We start from the raw sequence: 15,136 nt of genomic DNA on the forward strand, positions 1-15,136 counted from the left end.
TCATTTTGAAATCTTGTGCATCGCACCCAGGCGATTATTCGTGTTTTTTGGCCCATTCATGCGAAAAATATTCGCCGTCAGCCGAAAAAAACGCGCCAGCAGGCCAGGAACCTCCAGGCAAATCACTTCTGCGGGGCCGATCGCCGTCACGCGCACCGCCCCCCCGTAGCCGACCCCGTGCGCTTCACCGGCATTGACCCGGATGGACACCGGCAAAACCAGACCATTGGGGGCTTCGGCGGCGGTCGACGGCTCTTCCACGCGCACGCTGCCGGCCACGCACACCAGCGTGGCGCCCGTTCGCAGCGTCAAAAAGCGGCTGGCGCCAGCGGCAATTTCCAGTCGGCGTGCCAAGGGTTGGGCGAATTGGGCGTCGGTTTCGGCATTCATGGTGATCTCCAGTCGGACCATGACAGGCTACGCGCGCCCTGCTTTGCGCAACAGCCACACTCCTTGCCTTTCTGTACCGATGCAGACGCTCGATTTTGGCGCTGTTATGGTGTACTTTCCATCAATCTGTGCCTACCTTCATTCCAACCTCGGGGAGCATGATCGGCGCATGGACCCACAACCGCTGTACCTTCGCCTGGCGAACCACTATCGACGCGCCATCCAGACGGGCGTCCTGGCGCCCGCCCAGCGCATGCCGTCGGTACGCACGCTGGTGCGCACCCATCACGTCAGCCTGTCCACCGCGCTGCAAGCGTGCCGCCAATTGGAAGACGACGGGCTGATCGAAGCCCGGCCCCGCTCGGGCTATTTCGTCCTGCAGCCCCGGCGCAACAGCATCCCACCGGTCAACGAGCCCGACATCCGCCAGACGCTGGGCGCGGCGCAGTACGTGGGCATCCACGACCGCGTGTCGGATTTCATCGCCAAGTGCGAGGCCCATCCTGTCAGCGCCAACTTCGCGCTGGCCGCGGCGGTGCCCGAGGCATATCCGATGGAAGCGCTGAAGCAGGCGATGACGCGCGCGCTGCGCATGTCGCCCCAGGTGCTGGTCAGCCCCGTTCCGCCGCAAGGCCACCCGGAGCTGCGCACGGTCCTGGCTCGCCGCGCGCTGGCCAACGGCATCAACGCCACGCCCGACGACGTCATCGTCACGCACGGCTGCATCGAAGCCCTGAACCTGGCGCTGCGAGCCGTGGCCCGGCCCGGCGACACCATCGCCGTCGAATCGCCGACTTACTTCGGCCTGCTGCAGATCCTGGAAAGCCTGGGGATGCGGGCGCTGGAGATTCCCACCAGCCCGCAGAACGGCTTATCGATCGAAGCGCTGGACCTGGCTTTCCAGACCCACGGCAATATCCGCGCGGTCGTGGTGGTGCCTAATTTCCAGAACCCGCTGGGCTGCGTGATGCCCGATGCGGAAAAGGCCCGGCTGGTGGCGCTGTGTGAACGCCAGCAGGTGCCGCTGATCGAAGACGACACCTATGGCGCACTGACCGACGATGACACCCCGCTGGCCGCGGCCAAGTCCTGGGACGCGACCGGCAATGTCATCTATTGCTCGTCCATGCACAAGACCCTGGCACCCGGCATGCGCCTGGGTTGGCTGCTGGGCGGCCGCTGGAAAGCCCGCATCGCCATGCTGAAGTTCGCGCAAAGCCGCCCCAACGAACCCTTGGCGCAGATCGCCGTCGCCGATTTCCTGGGATCGCGCGCTTATGACCGGCATCTGGCGCGGCTGCGCAGGTTGTTGAAAATCCAGCGCGACCAGACGGCCGAAGCGATCGCCGCGCATTTTCCGCGCGGCACTCGGCTGAGCGTGCCGCAGGGCGGCATGCTGCTGTGGGTGGAGATGCCCGGCGGCCGGTCGGGCATGGAGGTCTTCGAGGCCGCGCTTGAACAAGGCATCCGCGTCGCGCCCGGCGCGATGTTTTCGAACGGCACGCGCTACAACCACTTCCTGCGCATCAGCTGCGGCCAGCGCACCACGCCCGAAATCTCCCGTGCCTTGCTCACCTTGGCGCGCATCGTCGGCGAGCGCGCGGGATGAATCCGGCCCTGCACCAGTTCATCGTCGACTACGGCTTATGGGCCGTGCTGGGAGGCACCTTCCTGGAAGGCGAAAGCGTGGTGGTGTTCGCGGGCTTCCTGGCGCATCAGCATTTGCTGCACCTGCCCGAGGTGATGCTGTGCGCCTTCGCGGGGTCGTTCGGGGCAGACCAGTTGCTGTTCTTCCTGGGCCGGCGCTATCGCGAGCATCGCCTGGTGCGGCGCATCCGCGAAAAACCCGCCTTCGAACGCGCCCTGGCGCTTGTCGATCGCTACCCCCACGGCTTCATCCTGAGCCTGCGTTTCCTGTATGGCCTGCGCACCGTCGGTCCGGTGGCGTTGGGCATGTCGCGCGTGCCGCCGCTGCGTTTTCTTGTACTGAATGCGATCGCCGCCGCGATCTGGGCGGTGTGCTTCAGCCTGCTGGGCTACGCCTTCGGGCAGACCATCGAATCCCTGCTGGGGCGCCTGCATGGCGTGGAAACCAAACTGGCGGTGGCCGCCGCGATCGGCGCGGCGATCTGGCTGGCGTACCACCTGCTCGCACGGCGCCGGCGCTGACCGGACGTCAACAGACGACACGGCCGCTGGCGTACAGCACGTGGCGCCGCCGCGCCTTGCGGTACCAGCCGCCGATCAGCGGCAGCAACGCCAGGCGGCGCAGAATGGGATGGCGCTGGTCGAAGTCGTGCCAGGCCTTGAAGCCATGCCCCATGCGCTCCCAGCTCTGACGCGCTTCGGGAGTAAGTTTGCCGGGGTCGAACGCCGCCAGCTTTGCCGCTTCCGAGACACGGGCCAACATGGCGCCGCCCCGGTGTTCCAATCGATACTGATTCCGCATGGGGCCGCATATTACCCGGCTTGGGGCTAGCGTGTAGTTCATTGAAACAGACACTTGAAAAGCGCAAAAGGAGCCACCTTTGACCGCCCTTTCCAAGCCCTTGTAATTAAAGGGATTTGCGGATCTATGCGCGGACTATCCCAAGGCTTGTCCACAGAAGCTGTGGGTAACTTCAGCCCGGAACGGGTTACTTCAGTGCGGTCGTGATCATGTCGCGCACGCTTTCGAAACCCGCCACGTATTGCGGATTCTCGGAGCGGGCCAGCAGGCTGGAATAGTTCTGCTCCAGTTGGGCCTCGATCGCTTCGCGCAGACCGGGCGACGCCTTGACCAGGTGCAGCATCGACACCAACGTCGAATTCAGCGCATCGATGCGGCCGCCCTGATGCGAAATGGTGTGCACGATGACGGCGATTTGTTCCTGGATGTCCATGTGTAAGCCTCCTGGCATTGTTGATCGGCGCAAATCCTAGCATGGCGCCTGCGGGCCAGCCGGCGCTAGGCAAGCGCCACGCGCCGCGCTAGCATCAAGCGTAGCCGCAAGGGCACCGCGGCGCACGCCCCCGCGCCGCCCACGGCGCCGGGGCCACCGGAGCGCGCTCATGAAGACGATCCAGCACTACGCCCCCCCGGACGCCCAGTCCCTGCAACGCTTGCAGGACCGCCTGGGCTACAGCGACGCCCGCATGGCGGAGCTTGCGGGATTGGACGCAGCCACGCCCTGGCCCAGCTACACGGGCGGCCCCGAGCCCCGTCTGCTGGGCCGCCAGCGCCTGTTCTATATGATGGCCCGCCTGACGCTGGACGAACGGGAGTGGCAGAAGGTACTGGCCGCCATGCGCGAAGCTGGCGCCCATTTCGACTACGAAGACCCGCTGGTCGCCGAAGCGTCTCCCGCGCCGGAACCCGAGGCCGACGAAGAGCGCAAGTTCGGCATGCTGCTGGTCAGCCGCAACGGCGCCTTCCACGAAATGGAGCAGTTGCGCGAGTTCGCGCATTTCGCCCACGAATCCGACGTCAGCCGCTTCGTGCATACCGTGTTCTACGACAGCGATATCGACCTGTGCCGCTTCCGCTTCGCCGACCACGACGGACTGGACGATGCCAGCCGCGACCGCATCTTCGACGCGGCGCACAAGACCATCACGCGCTTCGAATTCGACGGTCGCATCTACCATGGCGGCATCCCGCCCGAATCGGACGGCTAGGCCGGCGGCGCGGCATGACACGCGCGAGGCGGTATTGCCCCGCATGCGCGCGCCCGCCGACGTTGACGCCGACCTGCCGCCGCCTGTACCGTCGGCACTCCCTTCCCCGCGCCTCGCCCTCCGCATGAACGAACGACTCGACGCCATCGACCGGCAACTGCTCAGCCTGCTTTCCGCCAACGCGCGCGAACCCGCCGCCATCCTGGCGCGCAAGCTGGGACTGGCCCGCACCACGGTAGTGGCGCGCATCGCCCGGCTGGAACGCGAGCACATCGTCTCGGGCTACGGCGTGCGCCTGGGGCGGCTGCTGGAAGAGGCTGCCGTGCGCGCCTACTGCTTCATCAGCGTGTTGCCCAAGACGCCCGCCGCCGTGATCCGAGAACTGGAACGCATGCCGGAAGTCGAAGAGGTCTCGTCCGTCAGCGGCCCCTACGACTACCTGATTTTCCTGCGTTGCGAGACCCACGAACAGCTGGACGAATTGCTGGACCGCATCGGCCTGATCGACGGCGTCAAGCAGACGCAGACGTCGATCGTGCTGAGCCGCAAGGTGGACCGCCGCAGCGCCGTCGCGGCCCCCTGACCCGCCAGCGCCGCGGCGCCCGCCTTTTCTGCCGGCCCGACATGGTGTTGTAATGGCGGATAACGAGATTTCTGGACGATCCATGTTTGCACGCCTTGCCTCCGCCGCCGCCCTGTTGACCCTGCTTGCCGCCTGTTCCAGCATGAGCGAGGTCACGTCCGTCGACAAGAACACGTACAGCGTCACGTACAGTTCGGGCACGCAGTTGCTGACCTGGGTCGAACTCAAGAACCAGACGCTGCAACGCGCCGACCAATATTGCCAATCCATTGGCCGCAAGCTGCAAAAGCCGAAGGTCACTTCCAACCATGCGACCGGCCTGGGCTCCAAGCGCGCCACCGTGACGTTCGAATGCGGCGTCATCGACCCTCCTAAAGACAGAGCATCGTGAAATCCTCCCTACCCGTGGGCATCACCATGGGTGATGCCGCCGGCATCGGCCCCGAAATCGTCGTGAAGGCGTATGCGCAAGGCTTGAATGCGCCCTGCGTGGTGTATGGCGACGCCGGCGCCTTGCGCCGCGCCGCCGCCCAGTTGGGTGCGCGCCTGGATATCGTTGAAATCCCGGCCGTCGACCAAGCGCGGCTGGACGCGGGCCGCATCAACGTCGTTGCCTGCAGCCCTGCGCTTCCCCCCGACCTGCCCGCCGGACAGATCAGCGCCGCCGCCGGACGCGGCGCCTACGACTATGTCTGCGCCGCCATCGACGACGCGCAGGCCGGCCGCATCCGGGCGATTGTCACCGCTCCGCTGAACAAGAAGTCCATGCACGAGGCGGGCATCGACTACCCCGGCCACACCGAGATCCTGGCCGAGCGTTCGGCGACGCAGGACTTCGCCATGATGCTGGCCAACGATGAACTGCGCGTGCTGCTGGTCACCATCCACGTGGCGCTGGCGGACGTCATCGCCCGCATCACGCCCGAAGCCGAACTGACCGCCATGCGGCTGGCCGACCGCGCCTGCCGGCAGATGGGCATTGAAAAGCCCCGGGTGGCGGTAGCTGGCCTGAACCCGCATGCCGGCGAAGGCGGCAAGTTCGGCCGCGAAGACATCGACATCATCGAACCCGCCATCGCCCGCGCGCGCGCCGAAGGCATCGACGCCAGCGGCCCGTGGCCGGGCGATACCATCTTCATGCGCGCCCGCCGGGGCGAATTCGACATCGTCGTGGCCCAATACCACGACCAGGGCCTCATCCCGGTCAAGTACCTGGGGCTGGACCACGGCGTAAACGTCACGGTGGGTCTGCCTTTCGTGCGAACCAGCGTCGATCACGGCACCGCTTTCGACATTGCCGGCCACGGCGTGGCCGACCAGGCGTCGCTGGTCGCCGCGTTCGATCTGGCGCTGGCCATGACGCCTTAGCGCCTGTTGACACGAGCCCGGGCAGGCACGGGACTACAATACGCCCCGTTTCCGGTGCCTCATGCGCGCCGCCGCTTTCCCGACTTGCCCTTTATCCCTCCATGTCACGCCTTGTCCGCCTTCTGCCAGACCGCTTCACCCTCTACCTGATCTGCACCGTCATCATCGCCAGCATCGTGCCCGCGCACGGGCAAGGCGTCGTGATATTCGGCTGGATCACCAACATCGCCGTCGGCCTCCTGTTCTTCCTTCACGGGGCGCGCCTGTCCCGCGAGGCCATCATCGCCGGCCTGACGCACTGGAAGCTGCACCTGACCATCTTCTCCGCCACGTTCCTGATGTTCCCCTTGCTGGGCCTGGCCCTCAAGCCGGTGCTGGAACCGCTGGTGACCCCCGAGCTGTACCTGGGCATCCTGTTCCTGTGCTGCCTGCCCGCCACGGTACAGTCGGCCATCGCATTCACGTCCATGGCCCGCGGCAACGTGCCCGCCGCCGTGTGCAGCGCGTCCGCCTCCAGCCTGCTGGGCATCTTCCTGACGCCGCTGCTGGTGGGCACGGTCGTGGCCAACGCCGGCAGCGCGCCGATCTCGTTCGACGCAGTCGGCAAGATCATGCTGCAACTGCTGCTACCCTTCGTGCTGGGCCAGTTCGCCCGCCGCTGGATCGGCGCCTGGGTGCACAAGCACAAGGCGATGTTGAAATTCGTCGACCAGGGTTCGATCCTGCTGGTGGTCTACACGGCGTTTTCCGAAGCCATCAACGAAGGGCTGTGGAGCACCACGCCGATCCCCGCGCTGGTGGGCCTGGTCGTGTGCTGCGCCGTGATCCTGGCCCTGGCGCTGGGGCTGTCCGCACTGGCCGGCAAGCTGCTGGGTTTCAATGTCGAAGACCGCATCACCCTGCTTTTCTGCGGTTCGAAGAAGAGCCTGGCCAGCGGCATCCCGATGGCGCAGGTGCTGTTCGCCGGCCATGCGGTCGGCGCCATCGTGCTGCCCCTGATGCTGTTCCACCAGATCCAGCTGATGGTGTGCGGCGTGCTGGCCGCGCGCTACGGCAAGCGTCCCGAAACCGAGGCCTGAGCCCGGCTGCGACGCAATAAAAAACCGCGCCCAGGCGCGGTTTTTTCATGAAGGCCGTCCGGCCGTCAGTACATGTCCCGGGGCTGCGCGCCCGAGAAGTTCAAGAAGCGCGTGCTGGAGCCCTGGAACGTCAAACGCACCGTGCCGATCGGCCCGTTACGCTGCTTGCCGATGATGATCTCGGCCGTGCCCTTGTCCGGCGAATCGGGGTTGTAGACCTCGTCGCGATAGATGAACAGGATCACGTCGGCATCCTGTTCGATAGCGCCGGATTCGCGCAGGTCGCTCATCACGGGACGTTTGTTCGGACGCTGCTCCAGGCTTCGGTTCAACTGCGACAGCGCGATCAGGGGGCAATTCAGCTCTTTGGCCAGACCCTTGAGCGAGCGGCTGATTTCCGACACTTCGGTCGCGCGGTTTTCGCCGGAACCGTTGCCGGACATCAGTTGCAAGTAGTCGATGATGATCAGGCCCAGTTGGCCGCATTGGCGGGCCAGGCGGCGCGTGCGCGCACGCACTTCCATCGGGCTCAATGCGGGCGTTTCGTCGATATAGACCTGTGCGTCCTGCATGAGCTGCACCGCGTGCGTCACGCGAGGCCAGTCGTCGGCGATGAGCTTGCCGGTACGCATGCGGTGCTGGTCCAGCAGACCGACCGAACCCAGCATACGCATCGCCAGCTGCACCGCGCCCATTTCCATCGAGAACACGGCCACGGGCAGGCCCTGTTCGATCGCCACGTGTTCGCCGATGTTCATCGAGAACGACGTCTTGCCCATGGACGGGCGCCCCGCCACGATGATCAGGTCGCCGCCCTGCATGCCGGAGGTCATCTTGTCCAGGTCGGTAAAGCCCGTCGGCACGCCAGTGACATCCGAACTGCCTTCCCGGTGGTAGAGCTCGTCGATGCGCTCGACGACCTGGGTCAGCAGCGGCTGGATCTCCTGGAAGCCCGCGGCGCCGCGCGAGCCTTCCTGGGCGATCTTGAACACCTTGGATTCCGCTTCATCCAGCAGCTGCCGCGCTTCCTTGCCCTGCGGATTCAACGCCGCCGACGAGATCTCGTCGGCGATCGACACCAGCTTGCGCAACATGGCGCGCTCGCGCACGATCTCGGCGTAGCGGCGGATGTTGGCGGCCGACGGCGTGTTGTGCGCCAGCGCGTTCAGGTAAGCCAGCCCGCCCGAATCTTCGGCCTTGCCGGCGCTGATCAGCGATTCGTTGACGGTGATGACGTCGGCGGGACGCGCCAGCCCGATCAGCCGGGCAATGTGGTGCCAGATCAGCCGGTGGTCGTGGCGGTAGAAGTCTTCTTCGACCAGCACATCGGCAATGCGGTCCCACGCGGTGTTGTCCAGCAACAGGCCGCCCAGAACCGACTGCTCCGCCTCGATGGAATGGGGAGGAACGCGCAGGTATTCGAGCTGGGGATCGGCAGGTGTGTTCATAACTTCAATAGTAACGGCTGCAAGATATCGGCAGCGCGGAAAAAGCCTTGGACATCGCGCCAGGGCAAACGGCGCAACAGCGGCCGCAAGGGCGTCGCGAGGCCGCAAAGAACGCGCGCCAGGCGCGTCAGGCGGGCTTTGACCTCGGGGTCGGGATTGCTCTCGAAGTAGACCTCAAGCGCCAGTTTACCCAGCGCCCGCGCCACATCGTCCGGCAATTTACGCAAAGACACGAGCGAAGCCAGCATCTGGAACAGATCGTACGCCTGGGCCAACGGGCGAGACAGCGTGGACCCGATATTCTCTTCGAAATCGATGCGCCACAGCTCGCCGTCGCGCAACGTGATGTTGCGGATCTGGGCGCCGCCATGCCACATGCCGCGGGCGTGGAACGCCGCCATGTCGGTGGCAGCCGCGCGGGCCAGCCACAACTGCGAGGTGGAGTCCTCGTTGCGGATCAGGTCGGCCAGGTCTTCACCCACGTATTCCAGCACCAGCAGGCCCTGCTCTTGCCACCACACTTCAGGCACGCGGCAACCCGCCTGAAGCAGCATCGACAGGCGCTGGGCCTCATGCGCCAGACCATTCTGCAACAGCACGCCAGGCCGCGGGAATTCGCCCAGGAACAGCTTGCAGCCAACGCCCAGCAGAAAGGCCCGCACATAGCGCAACGCGTAGGCCACGCCGCGGCCAAAGCTCGGGCGGCGGCGCTTGATGATGCAGCGCACGCCGTCGATCGTCACGTCCCGCACGGAGGGTTCGCGCGAGGCATCAACGCTGTCGAGCCAGGCGCGCAGGCCGGGCGGCGCGTTGTGATGGACGGGCGGCTGAGTCAAAGGGTCCTCGGTACGAAACAATGGCGCGCCTTATGCGCAATGCCCGAAAGGCTACACGCAATGACGGCCGGGCAAAAAGAAAAAAAGCCGGCGCGCGGGCCGGCTTTCTTGTACTGCGAGTACCGGCTTAGGACAGTTCGCCTTCAACCAGGACCGTGACGTCGACGACAACGTCGGCGTGCAGGGCGACCTGGATCGGGAACTCGCCGATCGACTTCAGTTGGCCGTTGGGCAGACGCACTTGCGCCTTTTCAATGCCTTCGAAACCGGCCTTCTTCAGCGCATCAGCGATGTCGGCATTGGTGACCGAGCCGAACAGGCGGCCATCGACACCGGCCTTCTGAGCGATCTTCAGCTGGAAGCCGGAGACGCGCTCGCCCAGAGCCTGGGCGGCGGCCAGCTTTTCAGCCTGGACCTTTTCCAGCTCGGCGCGGCGAGCTTCGAATTCCTTCAGGGCGGCGTCGGTTGCACGACGAGCCTTGCGCTGGGGAATCAGGAAGTTGCGGGCGTAACCATCACGCACGCGGACGACTTCACCCAGGTTGCCCAGGTTGACGACTTTTTCGAGCAGAATAACTTGCATTTCAGTGCCCCGGATTAGTTGTGGTTGTCGGTGTAAGGCAACAGGGCCAGGAAGCGTGCGCGCTTGATGGCGGTGTCCAGCTGACGCTGGTAGATTGCCTTGGTGCCGGTCAGACGAGCCGGGATGATCTTGCCGTTTTCTTGCACGAAGTCGCGCAGGGTGTCCAGATCCTTGTAGTCGATCTCTTCGACGCCGGCTGCGGTGAAGCGGCAGAACTTACGACGCTTGAAGAGCGGGTTCTGCTGCGTGAATTTGCGTTTTTCTTTGCGTTTTCCGAAGAAAGCCATGATATGTGCCTCTATGTTTGAGGGATCTGGTGGTTATCGATAACCAGGCCAAACTCCCATAACCTATCCGTATTCAGAAGGCGCTCTCGCACCTTTTGCCCATTCCCTTCAAGCCACCTGCGGATCGCGTCCTGCGCTGCCGCTGATCTTGCGTGCCTGCTGCAAATGCAGCTTGATCTTCACCGAGTCCTTGCGGACAGGAGCCAAAAACCCCTGCACCAGCAATTCAGACCCTAACGCGGTGTTCTTCAACAGCAACGCCAGATCGCCTAGTGCCACGGCGGTAATCGTCAATTCAACACGGCGCGGATGGCCGGCTTCAATGACTTCCGATTCGTGAGCCAGCAGCATTTCCAGCGCTGGCAGTCCGGCGGGAGTGTGGCGCAAAGGCTCGCATTCAAGAACGCGGGCGCTGAGTTCCAGCTTATTCATCCTGCCGTGCACCAAGGGGACTTCACGGGATGAGCTCTGCGTGAGCCCTGCTTACTCGGCCTGAGCCGGCGCTGCTTCAGCCGAAGCCTTACGGGCTTCTTCGCGCTCAACCGACTTCATCATGATCGAGGGCGTGGACTGGGCCTTCTTGGTCTTGATGACCAGGTGGCGCAGAACGGCGTCGTTGTAGCGGAACGAGTGCTCCAGCTCATCCAGCGTGGCTTGGCCGCACTCGATGTTCAGGCAAACGTAGTGAGCCTTGACGAGCTTCTGGATCGGGTAGGCCAGTTGACGGCGACCCCAGTCTTCCAGGCGGTGAACCGAGCCGCCTTGGCCCGTGACCAGCGCTTGGTAACGTTCGACCATGGCGGGCACTTGCTCGCTTTGGTCGGGGTGAACGATAAACACTACTTCGTAGTGACGCATGAGTAAAACTCCTTGAGGATGTCTCGCTGGCCAACATCCTGCACCCGCGCTTTCCATCATGGGTGTCGCGCTGTCCCAGTGTTCCACTGGGGAAGCCCCACTTTGGGGTTTCAGCGCGCTAAGACGTCGGCCCGCAAGGGGCAGCCCGCTACCCAAAAACCATGGGCGGTCGAGCAAGAAAGCCCTCGATTATCACCGATCGGGCAGCGCGGCGCAAGCCGCATGCGCCTTACGAAATCAGGGACGGGCTATTTTCACCGCCCTGCCCCGTTGGCTGAGGCAGATCGGCAACACGGATTTCCTGCGGCCGGTTGACCACGCTGACCATCACATAGCTGATGATCATCAGCAGGAACCACGAACCGAGCTTGGCGATCGACACCCATTGCCAGGCATGCGACTGGTTGGGATAGCGCCAGGCGTTGGCGAAGGTGCCGATGTTCTCTGCGAACCAGATGAACAGGGCCACCAGCACGAACCCCAGCAGCAGCGGCATGCGGCGGTAGACCCGCCAGATCCGGAAATACACCCAGGTGCGCGCGAACAGCACCGCCGTCAGGCCGAACAGCGCCCAGCGGAAATCCATGATGAAGTGGTGCGCGAAGAAATTCACGTAAATCAGCACCGACAGCGCCACCGTGGCGGCCATCGGGGGATGCGCGCGGAAACGGAAATCGAACAGGCGCCACACCCGGGCCAGATAGCTGCCCACCGCCGCGTACATGAAGCCCGTGAACAGCGGCACGCCGCCGATCCGCAGCACACTGGCCTCGGGATAGATCCAGGATCCGGCCGCCGTCTTGAAGAGCTCCATCCCCGTGCCCACCACATGGAACATCAGGATCACGCGGGCCTCGCTCCAGGTTTCCATGCGCAGCGCCAGCAACAGGGCCTGGATACCCAGCGCGGCCAAGGTCAGGAAATCGTAGCGGGCCAGCGCGGCATCCTTGGGATACCACCAGTGCGTGCCCAGCAGCAGCGCGCACATCAAGCCGCCGAACAGGCACGCCCAGGCCTGTTTCACGCCAAAGCGGAAGAATTCGTAGAGCGCGACGCCAAAACGGCCGCGGCCGGCCAGATGCTTGGCCAGCCGCGATTCCCATTCTTGCAGCCCCGCGATAAGCGGCCAGTCCCTGGCCGCCGGATGGCTCACGGAACGCTCAGCCTTCCACGACGGCGTAGGCCGAGTGGTTGTGGATCGATTCGAAGTTCTCGGCCTCGACGCGATAGCGGGCGATGCCGGGGTGCGCATTCAGGCGGGCAGCTACGTCGCGCACCAGGTCTTCGACGAACTTGGGGTTGTCGTAGGCGCGTTCGGTCACGTACTTTTCGTCAGGGCGCTTGAGCAGGCCCCAGAGTTCGCACGAGCCTTCTTCTTCGATCAGGCGGATGACGCCATCCATGCTGATATCGTCGCTCAGGATGGCCGAGACCGTGACATGCGAGCGCTGATTGTGCGCCCCGTATTCCGAGATGGCCTTCGAACACGGACAGAGGCTGGTGACGGGCACCTGCACGACCAGTTCGAATTCGACGCCGTCGCCCTGGGCGCGGGCGATCCACTGGACTTCGTAGTCCAGCAGGCTCTGCACGCCGGAGATCGGCGCCGACTTGTTGATGAAGTACGGGAACGACGCGGTGATGTCGCCGCGTTCGGCATGCAGCAGCGGCAGCATGTCGGCCGCCATGGCGCGGAACAGGGTCGGCGTCATGGGCGTGCTGCGGTACTTTTCCAGCAGCGCCACGAAGCGGGACATGTGCGTCCCCTTTTCTTCGGGCGGCAGCGCCACCGTCAGGGTCCAGTTGGCGACGGTGCCTTGGGCCGAGCCATCGCCGCTTTCAATCAGCATGGGGTGGCGCACGCCACGGATGCCCACGCGTTGAATCGGGATGTGACGGGTATCCGCCGAGCTCTGGACGTCGGGCATCACGATGGCGGGGTCGATCGGAGAATTCATTTCAGCTTACCTGTCTAGGCAATCAGTCGCTCGCGCACGGCCTAGGAAACTTTGAGAGAGGGGCATTATCGCCCAAACCCCGGCAACCGCCAGGGAAAACCCTTCTATCCGTAGGTTAGCGGGGCCGGAACAGTGTGTTTCATATTCCGGGCAAAAGCGGCGCCTTCACCCGGCCCCGCAACCGGTCAGGCCAGCAGATCGGCGTAGCGGGCGCGGATGGACTGCTCAATGCCCGCGGCATCCAGGCCGACGCCGGCCAGCAGGGCCGATTGTTCGCCATGGTCGATGAAGACGTCGGGCAAGCCCAACTGCAGCACGGGGATCTGCACGCCGGCGGCGCTTAGCGTTTCCAGCACCGCACTGCCCGCCCCGCCCATGATCGCCGCGTCTTCCAGCGTGACCAGCGCATCGTGCCTGGAGGCCAGATCCAGGATCAGTTCGCGATCGATGGGCTTGACGAAGCGCATGTCGGCCACCGTGGCGTCCAGCTTGCCGGCCGCGGCCAACGCAGCCTGCACCAGCGTGCCGAAGCCCAGGATGGCGATCTTCTTGCCTTCGCGGCGCACCACGCCGCGGCCCAGCTCCACCGTGTCCAGCCCGGCGCCTTCCAGCGCGCCACAGCCCGCGCCGCGCGGATAGCGCACGGATGCCGGACCGGGGTGCTGATAACAGGTGGACAGCAACAGGCGCGTTTCGTTTTCGTCGGACGGCGTGGCGACCACCATGTTCGGCACGCAACGCAGGAACGCGGTGTCGTAGTTGCCGGCATGGGTGGCGCCGTCGGCGCCCACGATGCCCGCGCGGTCCAGCGCGAAGGTCACGTCCAGGTTCTGCAAGGCCACATCATGGATGAACTGGTCGTAGCCGCGCTGCAGGAAGGTCGAGTAGATCGCAACGACAGGCTTCTGCCCTTCGCAGGCGATACCTGCGGCGAACGTCACGGCGTGCTGTTCGGCGATGCCCACGTCGAAATAGCGCAGCGGAAAACGTTTTTCGAATTCCACCAGCCCGCTGCCTTCGCGCATGGCGGGGGTGACGGCGACCAGGCGCGAATCCTGCTCGGCCATGTCGCACAGCCAGTTGCCGAACACCTGGGTAAAGGTACGCTTGCCCGGGGCCTTGGATTGCTGGATGCCGACGGCGGGGTCGAACTTGCCCGGGCCGTGGTAAAGCACCGGATCGGCCTCGGCCAGCTTGTAGCCCTGCCCCTTCTTGGTCACCACGTGCAGGAACTGCAGGCCTTGCAGGGCCTTCAAGTTCTGCAGCGTGGGCACCAGGGCGTCCAGGTCGTGGCCATCGATGGGGCCGACGTAATTGAAACCGAACTCTTCGAACAGCGTGGCCGGCGTGACCATGCCCTTGGCGTGCTCTTCGAACCGGCGCGCCAGCTCCAGCACCGGCGGCACGTGCTGGAGGACGGCGCGGCCCACGTTCTTGGCCGCAGCGTAGAAGCGGCCCGACATCAGGCGCGCCAGATAGCGGTTCAGCGCCCCCACCGGCGGCGAGATCGACATGTCGTTGTCGTTCAGGATCACCAGCAGGTTGATGTTGGGCGTGACACCCGCGTTGTTCATGGCCTCGAACGCCATGCCCGCGGACATGGCGCCGTCGCCGATGACGGCGATGTGCTGGCGCTGCACGCCGGCGTTGCGCGAGGCCACCGCCATGCCCAGCGCCGCCGAGATGGACGTCGATGAATGCGCGGTGCCGAAGGCGTCGTATTCGGATTCGCTGCGCTTGGGAAAGCCCGAGATCCCGCCCGCCTGGCGCAGTTGCGCCATGCCGGCACGGCGCCCGGTCAGGATCTTGTGCGGATAGGACTGGTGGCCCACGTCCCAGACGATGCGGTCATGCGGCGTGTCGAACACCTGGTGCAGCGCCAGCGTGAGCTCGACCGTGCCCAAGTTGGACGACAAGTGCCCGCCCGTTTTGGATACCGACTCCAGCACGAAGCCGCGCAGTTCGTCCGCAAGCTTTTTCAGCTCTCGACGATCCAGGCGCTTGAGGTCTGCCGGGGATTGAATGCGGTCCAATAAATCAGTCGTCATGCTTTTATGGGGTTCGTTGACCCGGCGTGGATTCAGGCCGG

The 15,136-nt window shown here is 64.7% G+C and carries 19 protein-coding genes; 7 read left to right on the forward strand and 12 right to left on the reverse strand.

Going from position 1 to position 15,136, the window contains the following annotated elements:
• Positions 1-390 (reverse strand): hypothetical protein, encoded by a 390-nt coding sequence (locus HG262_RS05400; protein WP_248293246.1) that lies wholly within the window; start codon positions 388-390, stop codon positions 1-3.
• 169 nt (positions 391-559) lie between these two features.
• Here HG262_RS05400 and HG262_RS05405 point away from each other — a divergent pair, with 169 nt between their 5' ends.
• Entirely contained in the window at positions 560-1,999 is a 1,440-nt protein-coding gene (locus HG262_RS05405) for a PLP-dependent aminotransferase family protein (protein WP_169270061.1), read from the forward strand.
• Positions 1,996-2,559 (forward strand): DedA family protein, encoded by a 564-nt coding sequence (locus HG262_RS05410; protein WP_169270062.1) that lies wholly within the window; start codon positions 1,996-1,998, stop codon positions 2,557-2,559. The genes HG262_RS05405 and HG262_RS05410 overlap by 4 nt, the downstream gene beginning before the upstream one ends.
• Before the next feature lie 7 nt (positions 2,560-2,566).
• Here the strand turns inward: HG262_RS05410 and HG262_RS05415 are convergent, their stop codons facing one another.
• Complete coding sequence (locus HG262_RS05415; RefSeq protein WP_105554886.1) at positions 2,567-2,800, reverse strand: hypothetical protein; 234 nt, start codon at positions 2,798-2,800, stop codon at positions 2,567-2,569.
• A gap of 226 nt (positions 2,801-3,026) precedes the next feature.
• On the reverse strand, positions 3,027-3,272 hold the full coding sequence (locus HG262_RS05420; RefSeq protein ID WP_169270063.1) for a hypothetical protein: 246 nt from the start codon (positions 3,270-3,272) through the stop codon (positions 3,027-3,029).
• A 169-nt stretch (positions 3,273-3,441) separates the two neighbouring features.
• Here HG262_RS05420 and HG262_RS05425 point away from each other — a divergent pair, with 169 nt between their 5' ends.
• The 5 genes from HG262_RS05425 (at position 3,442) to HG262_RS05445 (ending at position 7,077) form a co-directional block, all read left to right on the forward strand.
• Positions 3,442-4,047, forward strand: coding sequence for a hypothetical protein (locus HG262_RS05425; protein ID WP_169270064.1), 606 nt, complete (start codon positions 3,442-3,444; stop codon positions 4,045-4,047).
• Positions 4,048-4,171: 124 nt separating this feature from the next.
• Positions 4,172-4,630: an Lrp/AsnC family transcriptional regulator gene (locus HG262_RS05430; protein ID WP_006225043.1), complete on the forward strand. Its 459-nt coding sequence runs from the start codon at positions 4,172-4,174 to the stop codon at positions 4,628-4,630.
• Between the two features lie 82 nt (positions 4,631-4,712).
• A complete protein-coding gene (locus HG262_RS05435; RefSeq protein WP_169270065.1) occupies positions 4,713-5,021 on the forward strand; it encodes a hypothetical protein in 309 nt (102 codons plus the stop codon).
• Positions 5,018-5,998 (forward strand): 4-hydroxythreonine-4-phosphate dehydrogenase PdxA, encoded by a 981-nt coding sequence (pdxA, locus tag HG262_RS05440; RefSeq protein ID WP_169270066.1) that lies wholly within the window; start codon positions 5,018-5,020, stop codon positions 5,996-5,998. Before HG262_RS05435 ends, pdxA begins: the two co-directional genes overlap by 4 nt.
• Positions 5,999-6,099: 101 nt before the next feature.
• A complete protein-coding gene (locus tag HG262_RS05445; RefSeq protein WP_169270067.1) occupies positions 6,100-7,077 on the forward strand; it encodes a bile acid:sodium symporter family protein in 978 nt (325 codons plus the stop codon).
• A gap of 65 nt (positions 7,078-7,142) precedes the next feature.
• Here the strand turns inward: HG262_RS05445 and HG262_RS05450 are convergent, their stop codons facing one another.
• The 9 genes from HG262_RS05450 to dxs form a co-directional block, all read right to left on the reverse strand.
• Positions 7,143-8,525, reverse strand: coding sequence for a replicative DNA helicase (locus HG262_RS05450; protein WP_006218311.1), 1,383 nt, complete (start codon positions 8,523-8,525; stop codon positions 7,143-7,145).
• The gene (locus HG262_RS05455) at positions 8,522-9,361 is read right to left on the reverse strand and encodes an RIO1 family regulatory kinase/ATPase (protein ID WP_169270068.1); all 840 of its coding nucleotides are present in this window, start codon (positions 9,359-9,361) and stop codon (positions 8,522-8,524) included. The genes HG262_RS05450 and HG262_RS05455 overlap by 4 nt, the downstream gene beginning before the upstream one ends.
• A 127-nt stretch (positions 9,362-9,488) precedes the next feature.
• Positions 9,489-9,944 (reverse strand): 50S ribosomal protein L9, encoded by a 456-nt coding sequence (gene rplI, locus HG262_RS05460; RefSeq protein WP_169270069.1) that lies wholly within the window; start codon positions 9,942-9,944, stop codon positions 9,489-9,491.
• A 14-nt stretch (positions 9,945-9,958) separates the two neighbouring features.
• Positions 9,959-10,231, reverse strand: coding sequence for a 30S ribosomal protein S18 (rpsR, locus tag HG262_RS05465; RefSeq protein WP_006218308.1), 273 nt, complete (start codon positions 10,229-10,231; stop codon positions 9,959-9,961).
• Between the two features lie 108 nt (positions 10,232-10,339).
• Positions 10,340-10,663 carry a primosomal replication protein N gene (priB, locus tag HG262_RS05470; RefSeq protein WP_169270070.1) on the reverse strand — a complete coding sequence of 108 codons (324 nt, stop codon included), beginning with the start codon at positions 10,661-10,663 and terminating at the stop codon, positions 10,340-10,342.
• 51 nt (positions 10,664-10,714) lie between these two features.
• Positions 10,715-11,089, reverse strand: coding sequence for a 30S ribosomal protein S6 (gene rpsF / locus HG262_RS05475; protein WP_006225050.1), 375 nt, complete (start codon positions 11,087-11,089; stop codon positions 10,715-10,717).
• A gap of 229 nt (positions 11,090-11,318) precedes the next feature.
• Entirely contained in the window at positions 11,319-12,242 is a 924-nt protein-coding gene (locus tag HG262_RS05480; RefSeq protein WP_169270071.1) for a DUF817 domain-containing protein, read from the reverse strand.
• 7 nt (positions 12,243-12,249) lie between these two features.
• Positions 12,250-13,047: a GTP cyclohydrolase FolE2 gene (gene folE2 / locus HG262_RS05485; RefSeq protein ID WP_169270072.1), complete on the reverse strand. Its 798-nt coding sequence runs from the start codon at positions 13,045-13,047 to the stop codon at positions 12,250-12,252.
• Positions 13,048-13,232: 185 nt separating this feature from the next.
• Positions 13,233-15,095 carry a 1-deoxy-D-xylulose-5-phosphate synthase gene (dxs, locus tag HG262_RS05490; RefSeq protein ID WP_169270073.1) on the reverse strand — a complete coding sequence of 621 codons (1,863 nt, stop codon included), beginning with the start codon at positions 15,093-15,095 and terminating at the stop codon, positions 13,233-13,235.
• Positions 15,096-15,136: the final 41 nt, after the last annotated feature.

It is taken from the genome of Achromobacter sp. Bel, assembly GCF_012928505.1.
Classification (GTDB): Bacteria; Pseudomonadota; Gammaproteobacteria; order Burkholderiales; family Burkholderiaceae_B; genus Achromobacter.